Origin of the sequence: Streptomyces sp. MP131-18, assembly GCF_001984575.1 — a bacterium.
GTDB classification, from domain to species: Bacteria; Actinomycetota; Actinomycetes; order Streptomycetales; family Streptomycetaceae; genus Streptomyces; species Streptomyces johnsoniae.
This window is the reverse complement of sequence record NZ_LZNS01000001.1, coordinates 7143918-7158893: the sequence shown is the minus strand read 5'-3', so window position 1 is coordinate 7158893 and position 14976 is coordinate 7143918. Positions and strand designations below refer to the sequence as shown.

Annotated in this window: 12 protein-coding genes; 4 read left to right on the top strand and 8 right to left on the bottom strand. The window is 73.8% G+C overall.

The genetic code is table 11. The annotated features are described in order from the left end of the window. Positions 1-118: 118 nt before the first annotated feature. The 4 genes from STBA_RS39355 to STBA_RS31750 are packed head-to-tail and all read right to left on the bottom strand — an operon-like array spanning position 119 to position 4836. Positions 119-1165 (bottom strand): DUF2510 domain-containing protein, encoded by a 1047-nt coding sequence (locus STBA_RS39355; RefSeq protein WP_077062474.1) that lies wholly within the window; start codon positions 1163-1165, stop codon positions 119-121. 54 nt (positions 1166-1219) lie between these two features. Further along, positions 1220-2005 (bottom strand): 3-oxoacyl-ACP reductase, encoded by a 786-nt coding sequence (locus STBA_RS31760; protein ID WP_077062473.1) that lies wholly within the window; start codon positions 2003-2005, stop codon positions 1220-1222. Positions 2006-2062: 57 nt separating this feature from the next. After that, positions 2063-3463, bottom strand: coding sequence for an aldehyde dehydrogenase family protein (locus tag STBA_RS31755; RefSeq protein ID WP_077062472.1), 1401 nt, complete (start codon positions 3461-3463; stop codon positions 2063-2065). A 5-nt stretch (positions 3464-3468) separates the two neighbouring features. Continuing rightward, a complete protein-coding gene (locus STBA_RS31750) occupies positions 3469-4836 on the bottom strand; it encodes a glutamine synthetase family protein (protein WP_077062471.1) in 1368 nt (455 codons plus the stop codon). Between the two features lie 74 nt (positions 4837-4910). Between STBA_RS31750 and STBA_RS31745 the strand changes: the two genes are divergently transcribed. The 3 genes from STBA_RS31745 to STBA_RS31735 all read left to right on the top strand — a co-directional run bounded on the left by STBA_RS31745 (position 4911) and on the right by STBA_RS31735 (position 7994). Continuing rightward, a complete protein-coding gene (locus STBA_RS31745; RefSeq protein ID WP_077062470.1) occupies positions 4911-5654 on the top strand; it encodes an FCD domain-containing protein in 744 nt (247 codons plus the stop codon). Between the two features lie 142 nt (positions 5655-5796). Next, the gene (gene eat / locus STBA_RS31740) at positions 5797-7281 is read left to right on the top strand and encodes an ethanolamine permease (RefSeq protein WP_077062469.1); all 1485 of its coding nucleotides are present in this window, start codon (positions 5797-5799) and stop codon (positions 7279-7281) included. An 11-nt stretch (positions 7282-7292) separates the two neighbouring features. Further along, positions 7293-7994 carry a gamma-glutamyl-gamma-aminobutyrate hydrolase family protein gene (locus STBA_RS31735; protein WP_077062468.1) on the top strand — a complete coding sequence of 234 codons (702 nt, stop codon included), beginning with the start codon at positions 7293-7295 and terminating at the stop codon, positions 7992-7994. Positions 7995-7998: 4 nt separating this feature from the next. Here STBA_RS31735 and STBA_RS31730 read toward each other — a convergent pair whose 3' ends face one another. Together STBA_RS31730 and STBA_RS31725 are read right to left on the bottom strand one after the other, a co-directional pair. Next, positions 7999-8763, bottom strand: a complete 765-nt coding sequence (locus tag STBA_RS31730; protein WP_077062467.1) for a helical backbone metal receptor — start codon at positions 8761-8763, stop codon at positions 7999-8001. Next, positions 8760-9953, bottom strand: a complete 1194-nt coding sequence (locus tag STBA_RS31725) for a cation:proton antiporter (protein ID WP_077063749.1) — start codon at positions 9951-9953, stop codon at positions 8760-8762. The genes STBA_RS31730 and STBA_RS31725 overlap by 4 nt, the downstream gene beginning before the upstream one ends. Positions 9954-10197: 244 nt before the next feature. Between STBA_RS31725 and STBA_RS31720 the strand changes: the two genes are divergently transcribed. Further along, a complete protein-coding gene (locus tag STBA_RS31720; protein ID WP_077062466.1) occupies positions 10198-11103 on the top strand; it encodes a 5'-3' exonuclease in 906 nt (301 codons plus the stop codon). Between the two features lie 25 nt (positions 11104-11128). Here the strand turns inward: STBA_RS31720 and STBA_RS31715 are convergent, their stop codons facing one another. Beyond that, positions 11129-13939, bottom strand: coding sequence for a DEAD/DEAH box helicase (locus STBA_RS31715; RefSeq protein WP_077062465.1), 2811 nt, complete (start codon positions 13937-13939; stop codon positions 11129-11131). A 100-nt stretch (positions 13940-14039) separates the two neighbouring features. Further along, entirely contained in the window at positions 14040-14966 is a 927-nt protein-coding gene (locus STBA_RS31710; RefSeq protein ID WP_077062464.1) for a diacylglycerol kinase, read from the bottom strand. Positions 14967-14976: the final 10 nt, after the last annotated feature.

The following is a 14976-nucleotide window of genomic DNA, read 5'->3' as shown; positions in this document are numbered from 1 at the left end:
GGTGTCAGGGGCGGCAGCGGCGAAGACCGCGGTCCCTGCTCGGTGTTCATCCCCGCCCTCCCAGGACGCCCGGCATTCCGCTGGTCACGCTCGACTCGGTCACTCTACGGGCGCCGGCTCAGGCTTCGGTACCGGGCCCGGTGGCGGCGGCCTGCGCGCCCGTGACGATGCGGTCGATGTCCTCGACCGGAGGGGCGTCGTCCGCAATGTCGATGGCACTTCTGATGACGACGAGGGCCCCGCTGTCGTCCGCGGCGGGGAAGGCCACGGACTCCACGTGGCCGCTCGTCCCCGAGGCGGTCTCGATCCGGGTGCGGACGCGGAAGCCGTCCTGTCCCGCGACGTCGACCGGCTCGGCGAGCACTTCCTCCCGGTCGGTGACGGCGCCGAAGCTGCCCTCGCTGTAGGCGTCGCTCTCGTTCGCGCCGATGTCGGCCCTGGCGTATTCCTCGGGGGACACGTCCGCCGCGCCGGGGATGACGCTGAGGAAGACGCCGCCGTGCACGCAGCCGGCCGCGCTCTGGCCGGGGCAGTCGTAGCGGCCCGAGGTGAGGGCGATGCCACCGCTGTAGTCGCTCTCCTCCCAGCCGTCGAGCACGGGCAGGACGACGCCGCCGCTCTCGGCGTTGGTGTAGGGGCCCGCGCCACCGCGCGGGTCGTCGGGCTCCTCCTGGCCGAACGGCTCCTCGGCGTCCTCCTCCGCGTCCCCCTCGGGGCCGCCCTCCGGGGCTTGTTCGGCCGGGGCGCTGGACTCGCCGAAGGGGCGCCCGGCCTCGGAGTCCTCGTCGTCGCCCCCGGTGAGCGCCACCGCGCCGACGACGACCAGTGCCGCGGCGAGCACGATCCCGCCGACGATGACCGCGAGCCGCCGCCCGTCGCGGGCGGGCGGCGGCGGGCCGCCGAAGGGCGACCCGGGCACCGACTGCCCCTGGTAGGGCTGGGGCGGGTACGGCTGCCCCGGGTACGGCTGGGCGGGGAACGGCGGCGGGGCCGCGGGCTGCGGGCCGCCGATGGGCGCGTTGCCGGGGAGGGTCGGCGACTGCGAGAGGGGCGCCTGCGCCGCCCGGGTCTGCGCGGTCCACGCGGAGCCGTCCCACCAGCGTTCGGGTGCCTGGCCCTGGCCCGCGTGGCCGGGGTCGGGGTACCAGCCGGGCGGAGTCGTCATGCTCACAGAGGGAAACTTCTCACACCCCGGCCGTCACGGCCACCTCCCGGCGGCCTACATCGGCGTGACATACGCGCCCGAAATACCGCCGTCCACAAGGAATTCGGCGGCATTGACGAATGACGAGTCGTCGCTGGCGAGGAAGGCGACGGCCGCGGCGATCTCCTCCGGCTCGGCGAAGCGCCCCATCGGCACGTGGACGATGCGGCGGGCGGCCTGCTCCGGGTTCTTGGCGAACAGCTCCTTCAGCAGCGGGGTGTTGACAGGGCCCGGGCACAGCGCGTTGACACGGACGCCCTCGCGGGCGAACTGGACGCCGAGTTCGCGCGACATCGCCAGCACGCCGCCCTTGGACGCGGTGTAGCTGATCTGGGAGGTGGCCGCGCCCATGACCGCGACGAAGGAGGCGGTGTTGATGACGGAGCCGCGGCCCTGACGGCGCATGTAGGGGATCGCGGCCTTGCAGCACAGGTAGACGGAGGTGAGGTTCGCCTGCTGGACGCGCTGCCAGGCGTCGAGCCCCGTGGTGAGGATGGAGTCGTCCTCGGGGGGCGAGATTCCGGCGTTGTTGAAGGCGATGTCGATCGAACCGTAGGTGTCGTCCGCGGTCTTGAACAGGGCGTCGACCTGCGCGGGGTCGGTCACGTCGGCCCGCACGAACAGACCGCGCGTCTCCGCGGCGGCGGCCTCGCCGCGTTCCGCGTCGATGTCGGCGCACACCACGTGGGCGCCCTCGGCTGCGAGCCGGCGCGCGCTCGCCAGGCCGATGCCGCTGCCCGCGCCGGTGACGACGGCGGTGCGGCCGGTGAGGCGGCGGGGCACTGCGGTGGCTTCGGTCACGGTGTCTCCTGTTCGCCGTCGGTTCTTCTCGTCAGTCGTTGTCGTGAGTCGTTCTCGTCAGTCGTGCTGGGTGCTGAAGAACACGTTCTTGGTCTCGGTGAAGGCGCGCAGTGCGTCGGGGCCGAGTTCGCGGCCGAGCCCGGACTGCTTGTAGCCGCCGAAGGGGGTGGCGTAGCGAACGCTGCTGTGGGAGTTGACGGAGAGGTTGCCCGCGGCGACGGCGCGGGAGACACGGATGGCGCGGCCGGCGTCGGTTGTCCAGATGGAGCCGGCCAGGCCGTAGTCGGTGGCGTTGGCGAGCCGCACCGCCTCCTCTTCGTCGTCGAAGGGCGTGACGACGGCGACCGGGCCGAAGATCTCCTCGGCGGCGGCGCGTTCGCCCGCGTGGTGCGCTTCGAGCACGGTCGCCGGATACCAGTAGCCCCGGCCCGCGGGGACGGTGCCGCGGATGGCGGCGGGTGCGTCCTCGGGCACGTAGCCGCGCACGCGGGCCCGCTGGGCCGCGGAGATCAGCGGACCCATCGCGGTCGCGGGGTCGGCGGGGTCGCCGACGGTGACGGCGAGGACGGCGGGTTCGAGGAGCGCGAGGAAGCGGTCGTAGACGGTGCGCTGGACCAGGATGCGGCTGCGCGCGCAGCAGTCCTGGCCCGCGTTGTCCAGGAACGAGGCGGGCGCGGTGGCCGCGGCGCGCGCCAGGTCGGCGTCGGCGAAGACGATGTTGGGGCTCTTGCCGCCGAGTTCCAGGGTGACGCGCTTCACGGTGGCCGCGCAGCGGGCCATGATGGCGCGGCCGACGGCGGTGGAACCGGTGAACGCGATCTTGGCCACCTGCGGGTGGTCCACGAGCGCAGTGCCGGTGACGGGGCCCGCGCCCGGCAGCACCTGGAACAGGCCCTCGGGCAGCCCGGCGTCCAGGGCGAGGCCGGCCAGCCGCAGCGCGGTGAGCGGGGTGTTCTCCGCGGGCTTGAGCAGCACGGCGTTCCCGGCGGCGAGGGCGGGCGCGGTGCCCCAGGCGGCGATGGGCATGGGGAAGTTCCACGGGGCGATGACGGCGACGACGCCGAGCGGCTCGTGGAAAGTGACGTCCAGGCCGCCGCCGACCGGGATCTGACGGCCCGTCAGGCGTTCGACGCCGCCCGCGGCGTAGTCGAGGAGGTCGCGAACGTTGCCCGCCTCCCACGCCGCCTGGCCGAGCGGATGCCCGGCCTCGGCGACTTCGAGCCGGGCCAGCTCCTGGCCCGCGTCGTCGACGGCCGTGGCGAACCGCCGCAGGAGCCGCGCCCGGTCGGCGGGGGCGAGCGCGGCCCAGCGGCGCTGGGCCGCGGCGGCGCGGCGGACGGCCGCGTCGACCTCGGCGGGGGCGGTGGCGGGGACGGTGGCGATGACTTCCTCGGTTGCCGGGTTGATCACCCGGTGCTCGTCCGCCGGTTCCGGTGTCGGGCTCGGCACGGTGCTCACGGTCCTCACAGGCGCTCGAAGGAGCGGTACCGCTCCCAGTCGGTGACAGCGGTGTCGTGTGCTTCCTGCTCGACGCGGGCCATGTTGGCGTAGTGGTCGACGACTTCTTCGCCGAACGCCTCCCGCGCCAGCGTGCTCGCGCGCCACAGCGCGGCGGCGTCGCGCAGTGCGGCGGGCACGTGTTCCGCGTCGCCGGTGTAGGCGTTCCCCGTGCAGGGCTCGGGCAGTTCGAGCCGCCGCTCGATGCCGTGCAGTCCGGCCGCGACCATGCCGGCGACGGCGAGGTAGGGGTTGACGTCGCCGCCGGGCAACCGGTTCTCCAGGCGCAGCGAGGCGCCGTGGCCGACGACGCGCAGCGCGCAGGTGCGGTTGTCCGGGCCCCAGGCGACGGCGGTGGGGGCGAAGGAGCCGGGCCGGAAGCGTTTGTAGGAATTGATGTTGGGGGCGTACAGCAGGCTGAGTTCGCGCAGCGCGGCGAGCTGGCCGGCGAGGAAGTGGCGCATGGTCGCGGACATGCCGTGCGGCGCGGCGGGGTCGGCGAAGACGGGCCGGCCCGCGGCGTCGCGCAGCGAGAGGTGGACGTGGCAGGAATTGCCCTCGCGCTCGTCGTACTTGGCCATGAAGGTGAGCGCCACGCCCTCCTGGGCGGCGATTTCCTTGGCGCCGGTCTTGTAGATGGCGTGCTGGTCGCAGGTGGTGAGCGCGTCGGCGTAGCGGAACGCGATCTCGTGCTGGCCGAAGTTGCACTCACCCTTGGCCGATTCCACGGTCAGGCCCGCGCCGCCCATCTCGTTGCGTATGCGGCGCAGCAGCGGCTCGACGCGGCCGGTACCGAGCACGGAGTAGTCCACGTTGTACTGGTTGGCCGGGGTCAGGTCGCGGTATCCGGCCCGCCATGCCTGCTCGTAGGTGTCGCGGAAGATCATGAATTCGAGTTCGGTGCCGACCTGGGCGGTCCAGCCGTGTCCGGCGAGCCGGTCGAGCTGGCGGCGCAGGATCTGCCGCGGGGAGGCCGCCACCGGTGCGCCGTCGTGCCAGGCGAGGTCCGCGGTGGCCATGGCGGTGCCGGGGTGCCAGGGGATGCGGCGCGTCGTGGCGGGGTCGGCGTGCAGGGCGAAGTCGCCGTAGCCGCGTTCCCAGGACGACATGGCGTAGCCACCGACGGTGTTCATATCGGTGTCCACGGCGAGGAGGTAGTTGCAGCCCTCCGTGCCGTTGCGCAGGACCTCGTCGAGGAAAAAGCGGGCGGCGAACCGCTTTCCCGTCAGGCGGCCCTGCATATCGGTGAACGCCAGGACGACGGTGTCGAGTTCGCCGAGGTCGACGAGGGCCCTCAGCTCCTCGATGGGGAGCGGGGGTGTGCGCATCGCCACGTCAGGGGCCTCCTGTCGCTCCAGCCGGAGGCCATAAGGTAGCGGCGCAGACCATTGATTGGGAAGTGGGTCCGATGGACGACGGCGGGGACGCGGCGACGCGGAACCGGCTGGCGGGCGTGCTGCGGCCGGTGCGCGCGGGAAACGGGTTCGAGGAGGCGCTCGCACAGGTGCTCCAGGTGCTGCGGCTCGGCCTGGTGCCGGACGGCGGGCGGCTGCCCGCGGAGCGGGAGCTGGCCGGGCTGCTCGGGGTGAGCCGGGTGACGCTGCGCGAGGTGCTGCGGGTGCTCCAGGACGAGGGGCTGGTGGAGAGCAGGCGCGGCCGGTACGGCGGCACGTTCGTGCGCCCGCGCCCCGCGCCGGCGCGCGACGGCGCGGCCGCGGAGCTGCGGCGGCGGATCGCGGCCGTGGACGTGGATGACGTGCTGCGGCTGCGGGAAGTCCTCGACGTGGGGGCCGCGGGCCTGTGCGCGGAGAGCGACCTCGGCCCGGCCGCGGCGCGGCGGCTGCGCGCGGCGCTCACCGGCACGGGCGAGGCGCCGCCGGCGGAGTACCGGCGGGCGGACACGCTGCTGCACCTGACGCTGGCCGAGCTGTCGGGCTCGCCCTCGCTCGCCGCGCAGTACGCGGCGGTCAGGGCCACGGTGAACGACCTGCTCGACGGCATCCCGCTGCTCGTGCGCAATCTGGCGCACTCGCAGGCGCAGCACGCCGCGCTGGTGGCGGCGGTGCTCGGCGGCGACGCGCAGGGGGCGCGCGAGGTGATGCGCGAGCACTGCGCGGGTACCGCGGCGCTGCTGCGCGGCTTCCTGTCCTGAGGGTCGCGCCGCACGAGCAGTGACGGCCGGGTGATACGCGGGCGCCGCGGGATCGCGGGGGTCTTGCGCCGGACACCGCAAGCCGCAAAGGTATGCGCCCATACCTTTCCTGATCCTCCGCGGCACCAGGCGGGAGCGGCCCATGAGCGAAGGCACCGAGTCGAGGCCCGGCCACGGCAGAGCCCCCGGACCGCCGCCCGGCGGCGGGCACGACTCCGCGGACGCGGCCTATCTGAGACGGCGCGCGCTGCGCGCCGGAAGCGCAGGACCGCTGCTGCTGACCGGACTCGGCGTCGCCTACGTCGTCTCAGGCGACTACGCGGGCTGGAACTTCGGCCTGGCGGAAGGCGGTTTCGGCGGCCTCGCGGTGGCCGCCGTGCTGATGGGCCTGATGTACACCTGCATGGTCTTCGCGCTGGCCGAACTCGCCTCCGTCCTGCCGACGGCGGGCGGCGGCTACGGGTTCGCCCGGCGCGCCCTCGGCCCGTGGGGCGGATTCCTCACCGGAACGGCCATCCTGATCGAGTTCGTGCTCGCTCCGGCGGCCATCTCCATCTTCATCGGCGACTACGTCGAATCACTCGACCTGTTCGGCCTGACCTCCGGCTGGCCGGTCTACCTGGGCTGCTTCGTCATCTTCCTGGCCATCCACCTGTGGGGCGTCGGCGAGGCGCTGCGGTTCAGCCTGATCGTGACCGCCGTCGCGGTGGTGGCGCTGCTGGTGTTCGCGGTGGGCGCGTTCGCCGAGTTCGACGCGAGTGGGCTCGACGACATCCCCGTCGACGAGGACGCGTTCGGCTCCGGCTCCTGGCTGCCGTTCGGGCTCATGGGCATCTGGGCGGCGTTCCCCTTCGGCATGTGGTTCTTCCTCGGGGTCGAGGGCGTGCCGCTGGCCGCGGAGGAGACGAAGGACCCGGCGCGCACCCTGCCCAGGGCCATGGCCTGGGCGATCCTCGTGCTGCTCGTGCTCGCCGTGCTGACGTTCCTGGCCGCGGCGGGGGCGCGCGGCTCCGCGGCGGTGCAGTCGGCGGGCAATCCCCTGGTCGCCGCACTCGAACCGGACGACGAGACGACGGCGCTGAGCCGCTTCATCAACTACGCGGGGCTCGCGGGTCTTGTGGCGTCGTTCTTCTCCCTGGTCTACGCGGGTTCGCGGCAGCTGTTCGCCCTCTCCCGCGCGGGCTACCTGCCGCGCTTCCTGTCCCTGACCAGCCGCCGCAAGGCGCCGTACCTGGGCCTGCTGCTGCCGGGCGCGCTGGGCTTCGGCCTGGCCGCGGCGACCGGCGACGGCGCACGCATGCTGAACGTCGCGGTCTTCGGCGCCACCATTTCGTACGCGCTGATGACGCTGTCCCACATCGTGCTGCGCCGCCGCGAGCCGGACCTGCCGCGCCCGTACCGCACCCCCGGCGGCATCGTGACGTCCGGCGTCGCGTTCGCGCTGGCGCTGGCCGCGCTGGTCGCGACGTTCCTCGTGGACCGTGAGGCCGCGTTCATCGCGCTCGGCGTGTACGTGGTGGCGCTCGGCTACTTCGCCTTCTACAGTCGGCACCGCCTGGTGGCCGCCGCGCCCGAGGAGGAGTTCGCGGCGCTGGCCGCGGCGGAGGCCGAACTCACCCGCGACTGAGGGAGCATCCGATGCCACGGCCGCTCATCGGCGTCAGCACCTACCTGGTGGAGTCGGCGCACTGGGACGCGTGGCAGCAGCCCGCGGCGCTGCTCCCGGCCGCCTACCACCTGATGGTGCAGCGCGCCGGCGGCCTGGCGGCCCTGCTGCCGCCGGACGCGGAACCGTCCGCGGCACGCGGCGCGGTGGCCCGGCTCGACGGCCTGGTGATCGCGGGCGGCCCCGATGTGGACCCGGCGCGCTACAGCGCGCCGCGCGACCCGCGCACCGGGCCGCCCGCGCCGGAGCGCGACGCGTGGGAACTGGCGCTGATCGAGGCCGCGCTCGCCTCCCGGGTGCCGCTGCTCGGCGTGTGCCGCGGCATGCAGCTGCTGAACGTGGCCCTCGGCGGCACACTGCACCAGCATCTGGACGGCCACGCCGGGCCGCCCGGGACCTTCGCGGAACACGAGGTGCGCCCCGTTCCCCGAACCCTGCTGGCCACGGTGCTGCCCGGCCCGGCGCGCGTGCCCACGTACCACCACCAGGCCGTGGACGCGCTCGGCCGCGGCCTGGTCCCCGCGGCCGTGGCGGCGGACGGCACCGTGGAGGCCGTCGAGCTGCCGGGCGCGGACGGCTTCGTCCTCGCGGTGCAGTGGCACCCCGAGGCCGGCAGCGACCTGTCGGTGATGCGCGCCCTGATCGCGGCGGCCGCGCGGCCCGGATCGCGCTGACGCGTCAGGGCGCGGCCGGCCGCGCGGCCGCCAGGGCGGCGGACAGCACGGCCGGTGCCTCGATCAGCGACGGGCCGTACCAGGTCAGGTGACGTCCGCTGACCAGGGCCGCGGGCAGGCCGGGGAACGCCTCGGGCCCGTCGTCGGCCGCGAACGCGTACGGCTCGTCGGGCAGGACGACCAGGTCGGCACGGCCCGGGGCGGCCAACTCCGCGAGCGGGACCCGCGGATAGCGCTCGGCGTGCCCCGCGTACACGTGGTGCACGCCGAGCCGCCGCAGCACGTCGCCCGCGAAGGTGTCCCGGCCCAGCACCATCCACGGCCGCCGCCACACCGGCACCACGGCCGTGCGCGGCGGGTGCGCGGGCCGGACGGCCCGCCAGGCCGCCTCGGCCTCCACCAGCCACGCGGGCCGCGGGAGGCCGCACGCGGCGAGCACGCGCGTCAGCTCGGGGAACGCGTCCTGGAGCGTCCGCACGCGGGTGACGAGAACGGTCAGGCCGGCCGCGCGCAGCGCCCGGAGGTCGGGCACGCGGTTCTCCTCCTCGTTCGCGATCACCAGGCCGGGACGCAGCGCCGCGATGCGCGCCACGTCGGGGTTCTTGGTGCCGCCGACGCGGGTGACCGCCAGGTCGGCCGGGTGGCTGCACCAGTCCGTCGCCCCGGCCAGCAGGCCGGGGGCGGTCACGGCGACGGCCTCCGTCAGCGACGGCACCAGGGAGACGACCCGCTGGGGACGCCGCCCCCGGCCGGTCGCGGGCCCGGTCACCGCGCCGCGGGCGCCGGCTCCGCCGCCTCTTCCTGCTGCTGCTCGGCGGCGGCCTTGCCGCCGGGCAGCACGCGGGCCAGCCAGTACGAGCGGCCGGCGACCAGCGGGGCGACCACGGCGAGGATGAGCACGTAGCCGGCGATGAACGGGGACAGCCGCGGATCGAGCCCGGCCGCCGCCGCCATCGTGGCGAGAATCAGCGCGAACTCGCCGCGGGCCAGCAGCGTGGTGGCCACGTTCGCCGTCGGTCCCGGGCCGAAGCCGTAGATCCGCGCGGTGAACAGACCCGCGAGCAAGTTCATCGTGAGGGTGACGACGACGGCGGCGAGCACCGGCCAGATCACGCTCGGCAGGTCGCCAGGATCGATCGACAGGCCGAAGCCGAAGAAGAAGATGGCGGCGAACGCGTCCCGCAGTGGATGCACCAGATGGAGGATGCGCCCGCGGGAGCCGGTGTTGCCCAGGATCAGGCCGACCATGAACGCGGCGATGGCGTCGGCGACCCCGAACTTCTCGGCGATCCCGGCCACGAGCACCGCCGCGCCGAGGAAGGAGATCACCAGCAGTTCGTTGTCCTTGGTGTCGAACAGCCGGCCGACGATGCCGGTCCCCCACCGGGCCGCCACGGCGAGCAGCAGGAGGAAGCCGAAGGCCTTGCCGATGTCGGCGAGCATCGCGCCCACGTCGTCGGCGCCGGAGATCACCGGCTGGAGGGCCGCCAGGTAAAGGGCGAGGAAGATGTCCTCCACCACGATGATGCCCAGGATCGGCTTGGTCTCCGGATTCCCGATGCGTTTGAGGTCGACGAGCACCTTGGTGACGATCGCCGATGAGGAGATGCCGAGGACACCGGCCAGGACGAGCGCCTCCGAGGTGCCCCAGCCCAGGGCGAAACCGAACGCCAGGCCCGCTCCCACGTTCAGCGCGAGGTAGGCGGAGCCGGCCACCACCATCTTGCGGCCGCCGGTCTTGAGGTCGTCCATGTGGAATTCGAGACCGAGGTAGAACAGCAGCAGCACCAGGCCGAGGGCCGAGAGCATCTCCAGGTCGTGCTGGTCCTCCAGAAGCACGAAGCCCGGGGTGTTGGGGCCGAGGAGTATCCCGGCGAGGATGAACAGCGGGATGGTGGGCAGTCCTATGCGCCCGCCGAGGCGGGCGAGGATGGCGGCGGCGACGAAGGCGCCGCCCATGGCGACGAGCGTGTCAGCGTGTCCCATGACTCTCACCCCTCACAGGCGGTAGCAGGAATCGGGCGGGGGCCGGGTCGGGCGGGCGTCGGAAAGCGGATGGCTCCTCCTTGGCGTCCGGACGGCTCGGTCAGGTGAGCGTCAAGAAAGCGTTAATACTTAGCTTACCAAACGATTTTTTTGGCCCCCAGGCCGCCGTACCTCCCTGCCCCCGTGCGGCATGATCCGGTGTGTGACCAGACGACTCATGCTGCTCGACACCGCGTCTCTCTACTTCCGGGCCTACTTCGGCGTTCCGGAGTCCGTCCGGGCTCCCGACGGCACTCCCGTCAACGCCGTGCGGGGCCTGCTTGATTTCATCGCCCGGCTGGTGACCGACCACCAGCCCGACGACCTCGTCGCCTGCCTGGACGAGGACTGGCGCCCGGCCTGGCGGGTGGAGCTCATCCCCTCCTACAAGGCCCACCGTGTGGCCGAGGAGACCCCCGAGGGCCCGGACACCGAGGCCGTGCCCGACACCCTCACCCCGCAGGTGCCCGTCATCCTCGACGTGCTCGACGCGGTCGGCGTCGCCGCGCTCGGCGCCCAGGGCTACGAGGCCGACGACGTCATCGGCACCCTCGCCCACGGCGCCACCGGGCCGGTCGACATCGTCACCGGCGACCGCGACCTCTTCCAGCTCATCGACGACGCGCGCGGCGTGCGCGTTCTCTACCCCGTCAAGGGCATGGGCACCCTCGCCGCATTCGACGAGGCCGCGCTCCGCGACAAGTACGGCGTCGACGGCCCGGGCTACGCCGACCTGGCCGTACTGCGCGGCGACCCCAGCGACGGCCTGCCCGGCGTCCCCGGCATCGGCGAGAAGACCGCGGCCCGCCTCCTGGACCGCCACGGCGACCTGGCCGGCATCCTCGCCGCCCTGCGGGCGCAGGACCCCGGGTTCACCCCGGCCCAGCGCACCCGGCTCACCGCGGCCGGGCCCTACCTGGACGTGGCCCCGCGCGTCGTCCGCGTGGCCACCGACGTGCCGCTCGCCGCGCACGACGCGGCCCTGCCTACCGCCCCGCGCGACGCACGGGCGCTGGACGACCTGGCCGCCCGCTGGGGCCTCGGCGGCTCCCTCACGCGGCTGCTGGCCGCGCTCGACCGGTGAACGGCCGGGCGGCGCGGCCCCCCGCTCAGCCGACCGAGGTGTACGCCACCACGCCGCGCAGCATCTTGTCGACGGCCTTCCGCGCGTTCCCCGTCACCGTGCTGCCCTCGGGCGCCGCGGCGGCGACCTGGCCCAGCACGTCGATGACCTGCTTGCACCAGCGCACGAAGTCACCGGCGGGCATGTCCGCGTCGCGCAGCACCTCGTCGAGCCCGTGGCCCTGCGCCCAGCGGAACGCCGGCCAGGCGAAGCCGAGGTCCGGCTCCCGCTGCCCCACGCCCGTCGCGTCGCTGATGCGGTGCTGCTCCTCCAGCGCGTCCAGCCGGCCCCAGATCCTGACCATGTCGCTCAGCGCCTGCCGCGTCCGGCCACCCGGCACCTCGGGCGCGGGGGCGTCGTCGGCCGAACGCGCCTCGTACACCAGCGCCGAGGCGCAGGCCGCGAGCTCGGCGGGCCCGAGCCCCTCCCACACCCCGTCGCGCAGGCACTCGCTCGCCAGCAGGTCGAGCTCGCCGTAGAGCCGGGCGAGCCGGCGGCCGTCCGGCGTGACCTCGTCGCCGTGCAAATAGCCCAGCTCCGTCAGCAGCGCCGCGACCTCGTCGAAAGTGCGCGCGATGGTGTTGGTCCTGCCCTCGATGCGCCGCTCCAGCTGCCGCGTGTCCCGCCGCAGCCGCTCGTACCGCTCGGCCCACCGTGCGTGGTCCTCGCGCTCGTCGCAGCCGTGGCACGGGTGGGCCCTGATCTCCGCCCGCAGTCGCGCGATCTCGTGGTCGTCGGCCGCCGCGGACCGCTCCTTGCGGTGGCGCCGCGGCACGACGTGCCCGGCCTTGGTCCGCAGCGCCGAGGCCAGGTCGCGCCGCGACTGCGGGCTGCGCGGATTGAACGTCCTGGGAATGCGCATCCGGTCCAGCGGCTCGACCGGCACCGGGAAGTCCATCGAGGCCAGCCGCTTCACCTGCCGCTGCTCGGTCAGCACCAGCGGGCGCGGCCCCTCGTGGTGGTCCATGCCCCGGTGCCCCGCGCTGCGCCCGCCGGCCAGACCCGGGTCGAGCACCAGCGCAAGACCGGCGAACTTGCCGGTCGGCACGTGGATGATGTCACCGGGACGCAGCTGCTCCAGCGAGGTGTGCGCCGCGGCGCGGCGCTGCGCCACACCCTGCTTGGCCAGCTCCGTCTCGCGGTCCTTCAGCCGGCGGCGCAGCCGCGAGTACTCGGTGAAGTCCCCGAGGTGGCAGGTCATCGCCTCCCGGTAGCCGCGCAGCCCGTTCTCGTTGCGCTGCACCTGCCGGGAGATGCCCACGACCGAGCGGTCCGCCTGGAACTGCGCGAACGACGTCTCCAGCAGATCGCGCGATCGCTGCCGCCCGAACTGCGCCACCAGATTGACCGCCATGTTGTAGGAGGGCCGGAACGAGGACCGCAGCGGGTACGTCCGCGTCCCGGCGAGCCCGGCGACGGCCGCCGGGTCCATGCCGCGCTGCCACAGCACCACGGCGTGTCCCTCGATGTCGATACCGCGCCGCCCGGCCCGGCCCGTCAGCTGTGTGTACTCCCCCGGAGTGATATCGGCGTGCTGCTCGCCGTTCCACTTGACCAGCTTCTCGAGCACCACCGAGCGGGCAGGCATGTTGATGCCGAGCGCCAGCGTCTCGGTCGCGAACACCGCCTTGACCAGACCGAGGACGAACAGCTCCTCGACGACCTCCTTGAAAGTCGGCAGCATCCCCGCGTGATGCGCCGCGATACCGCGCTCCAGGCCCTCGAGCCACTCGAAGTACCCCAGGACGTGCAGGTCCTCGTCCGGGATCGACGCGGTGCGCCGCTCCACGATCTCCCGCACCCGGGCGCGGGCAGCCGTGTCGTTCAGCCGCAGGCCCGCGTGCAGGCACTGCTGGACGGCCGCCTGACACCCCGCCCTGCTGAAGATGAACGTGATGGCCGGCAGCAGCCCCTCGGCGTCGAGCCGGTCGATGACCTCCACCCGGCTCGGCGTGTACGTCCTGGCCCGCTGGCGCCGCTCCCGCTCCCGGTCCGCGGCCCGCTTGCGGTCGCGACCGTTGCGGTAGCGGTCGCGGGCGGTCCACGGGCGGCTGTTCTCCATGCGGGCCATGCGCAGCAGGTCGGGGTTGACCTCGCGCTTCTCGTCCGACTCCTCGAACAGGTCGTACAGCCGCCGACCGGCCAGCACGTGCTGCCACAGCGGTACCGGACGGTGCTCGGAGACGATCACCTGGGTATCGCCGCGCACCGTGTCCAGCCAGTCGCCGAACTCCTCCGCGTTCGACACGGTCGCGGAGAGGGACACCAGCGTGACGGACTCGGGGAGGTGGATGATCACCTCCTCCCAGACGGCACCGCGGAAGCGGTCGGAGAGGTAGTGCACCTCGTCCATCACGACATAGCCGAGGCCGCGCAGCGACTGGGAACCGGCGTACAGCATGTTCCGCAGGACCTCGGTGGTCATCACGACCACCGGCGCCCCGGAATTGACACTGTTGTCACCGGTGAGCAGCCCCACCCGCTCGGCGCCGTAGCGCTTGACCAGGTCGGTGAACTTCTGGTTCGACAGGGCCTTGATCGGCGTCGTGTAGAAACACTTGCGGCCCTGCGCCAGGGCCAGGTGGACGGCGAACTCCCCGACGATCGTCTTGCCCGAGCCGGTGGGGGCCGCGACGAGCACGCCCTTGCCGGCTTCGAGTGCCTGGCACGCCTCGATCTGGAACGCGTCGAGACCGAAGTCGTACAGCTCACGGAACGGGGCGAGCGCGGTGGCCTCCTCGGCGGCGCGCCGGCGAGCGGCGGAGTAGCGCTCAGCAGGGGACATGTGGTCGGTCATTGTGCCTACGAGCCTACCGGCCCAGGCCGCGACCGACCCGGGGACTTTTTTTCGCCTCGCCCCCGCTGACGCCCGCACCCGCTGACGCCCGTACCCGCCCCTACCCGGCCGGGCGCGCGCCGGAGGGCTGCCGCGTCTCGGGCGCCAGCAGCCGCAGGGCCCGCGGCACGCAGCGCGCGGTCAGCGGCAGGGGGCCCAGCGGCTCGCCGTCCGCGTACCCGGTCACGCCCGGCGCGTCGAGGACCACCTCGGCGGCCCGGTGGACGGAAACCGCCGGATGGCCGAGGTGGGTGCCGCGGTAGACGCGCGGGAAGACCCGCAGCAGCGTCCGCCGGTCGACCTCGCCCACCACGGTGATGTCGAAGAGCCCGTCGTCGAGCCTTGCCCCGGCGCACATTCGCATGCCGCCGCCGTAGCTCGGCCCGTTGCCGACGGCGACCAGCGTGGCGTCGAACTCCCGCCACGGCCCGCCGTCGAGCCGCATGCGGTACGGGATACCGCGCAGCCGCCCCAGCTCGGCGACCATGGCGATGTCGTAACGGAACCTGCCGCGCGGCCGGCGCATCCGGTTCCCGCGGTCGTTGACCCGCGAGTCGAACCCGGAGGCCAGCACGCCGCCGAACCAGGCGTCGCCCACACGTCCGAGGTCGAGCAGCCGGTGCGTGCCCGCCTTGCAGGCGGCGGCGATCACGCGCGCGGCCGCGCCCGGGTCGCCGAGCGGCAGCCCGCAGGCGCGGGCCATGTCGTTGCCGGTACCGGCCGGGACGATCCCCAGCGGCGTGGTGGTCCCGGCGACGGCGCGCAGCGCCAGCGAGACCATGCCGTCCCCGCCGACGGCCACCAGGGCGCCGGTGCCCTGGGCGACGGCGGCACGGGCCCGGTCGACGGCGTCGTCCGCGTCCGCGCCGACGATGCCGCGGACCAGGAAACCGGCGTCCCGCAGCACGCGCCCCGCGCGCAGGGCGGTGCGCGCGCCGCTGCCCTGTCCCGCGGCCGGGTTGATCAGCAGGGTGATGTCACCGCTCACGCGCCGCGCC

Bases quoted from the DNA above. Each gene is read 5' to 3' on its own strand.
- STBA_RS39355 (WP_077062474.1), bottom strand. From the start codon at position 1,165: ATGACGACTCCGCCCGGCTGGTACCCCGACCCCGGCCACGCGGGCCAG.
- STBA_RS31720 (WP_077062466.1), top strand. From the start codon at position 10,198: ATGCTGCTCGACACCGCGTCTCTCTACTTCCGGGCCTACTTCGGCGTT.
- STBA_RS31735 (WP_077062468.1), top strand. From the start codon at position 7,293: ATGCCACGGCCGCTCATCGGCGTCAGCACCTACCTGGTGGAGTCGGCG.
- STBA_RS31745 (WP_077062470.1), top strand. From the start codon at position 4,911: ATGGACGACGGCGGGGACGCGGCGACGCGGAACCGGCTGGCGGGCGTG.
- STBA_RS31725 (WP_077063749.1), bottom strand. From the start codon at position 9,953: ATGGGCGGCGCCTTCGTCGCCGCCGCCATCCTCGCCCGCCTCGGCGGG.
- STBA_RS31715 (WP_077062465.1), bottom strand. From the start codon at position 13,939: ATGACCGACCACATGTCCCCTGCTGAGCGCTACTCCGCCGCTCGCCGG.
- eat (WP_077062469.1), top strand. From the start codon at position 5,797: ATGAGCGAAGGCACCGAGTCGAGGCCCGGCCACGGCAGAGCCCCCGGA.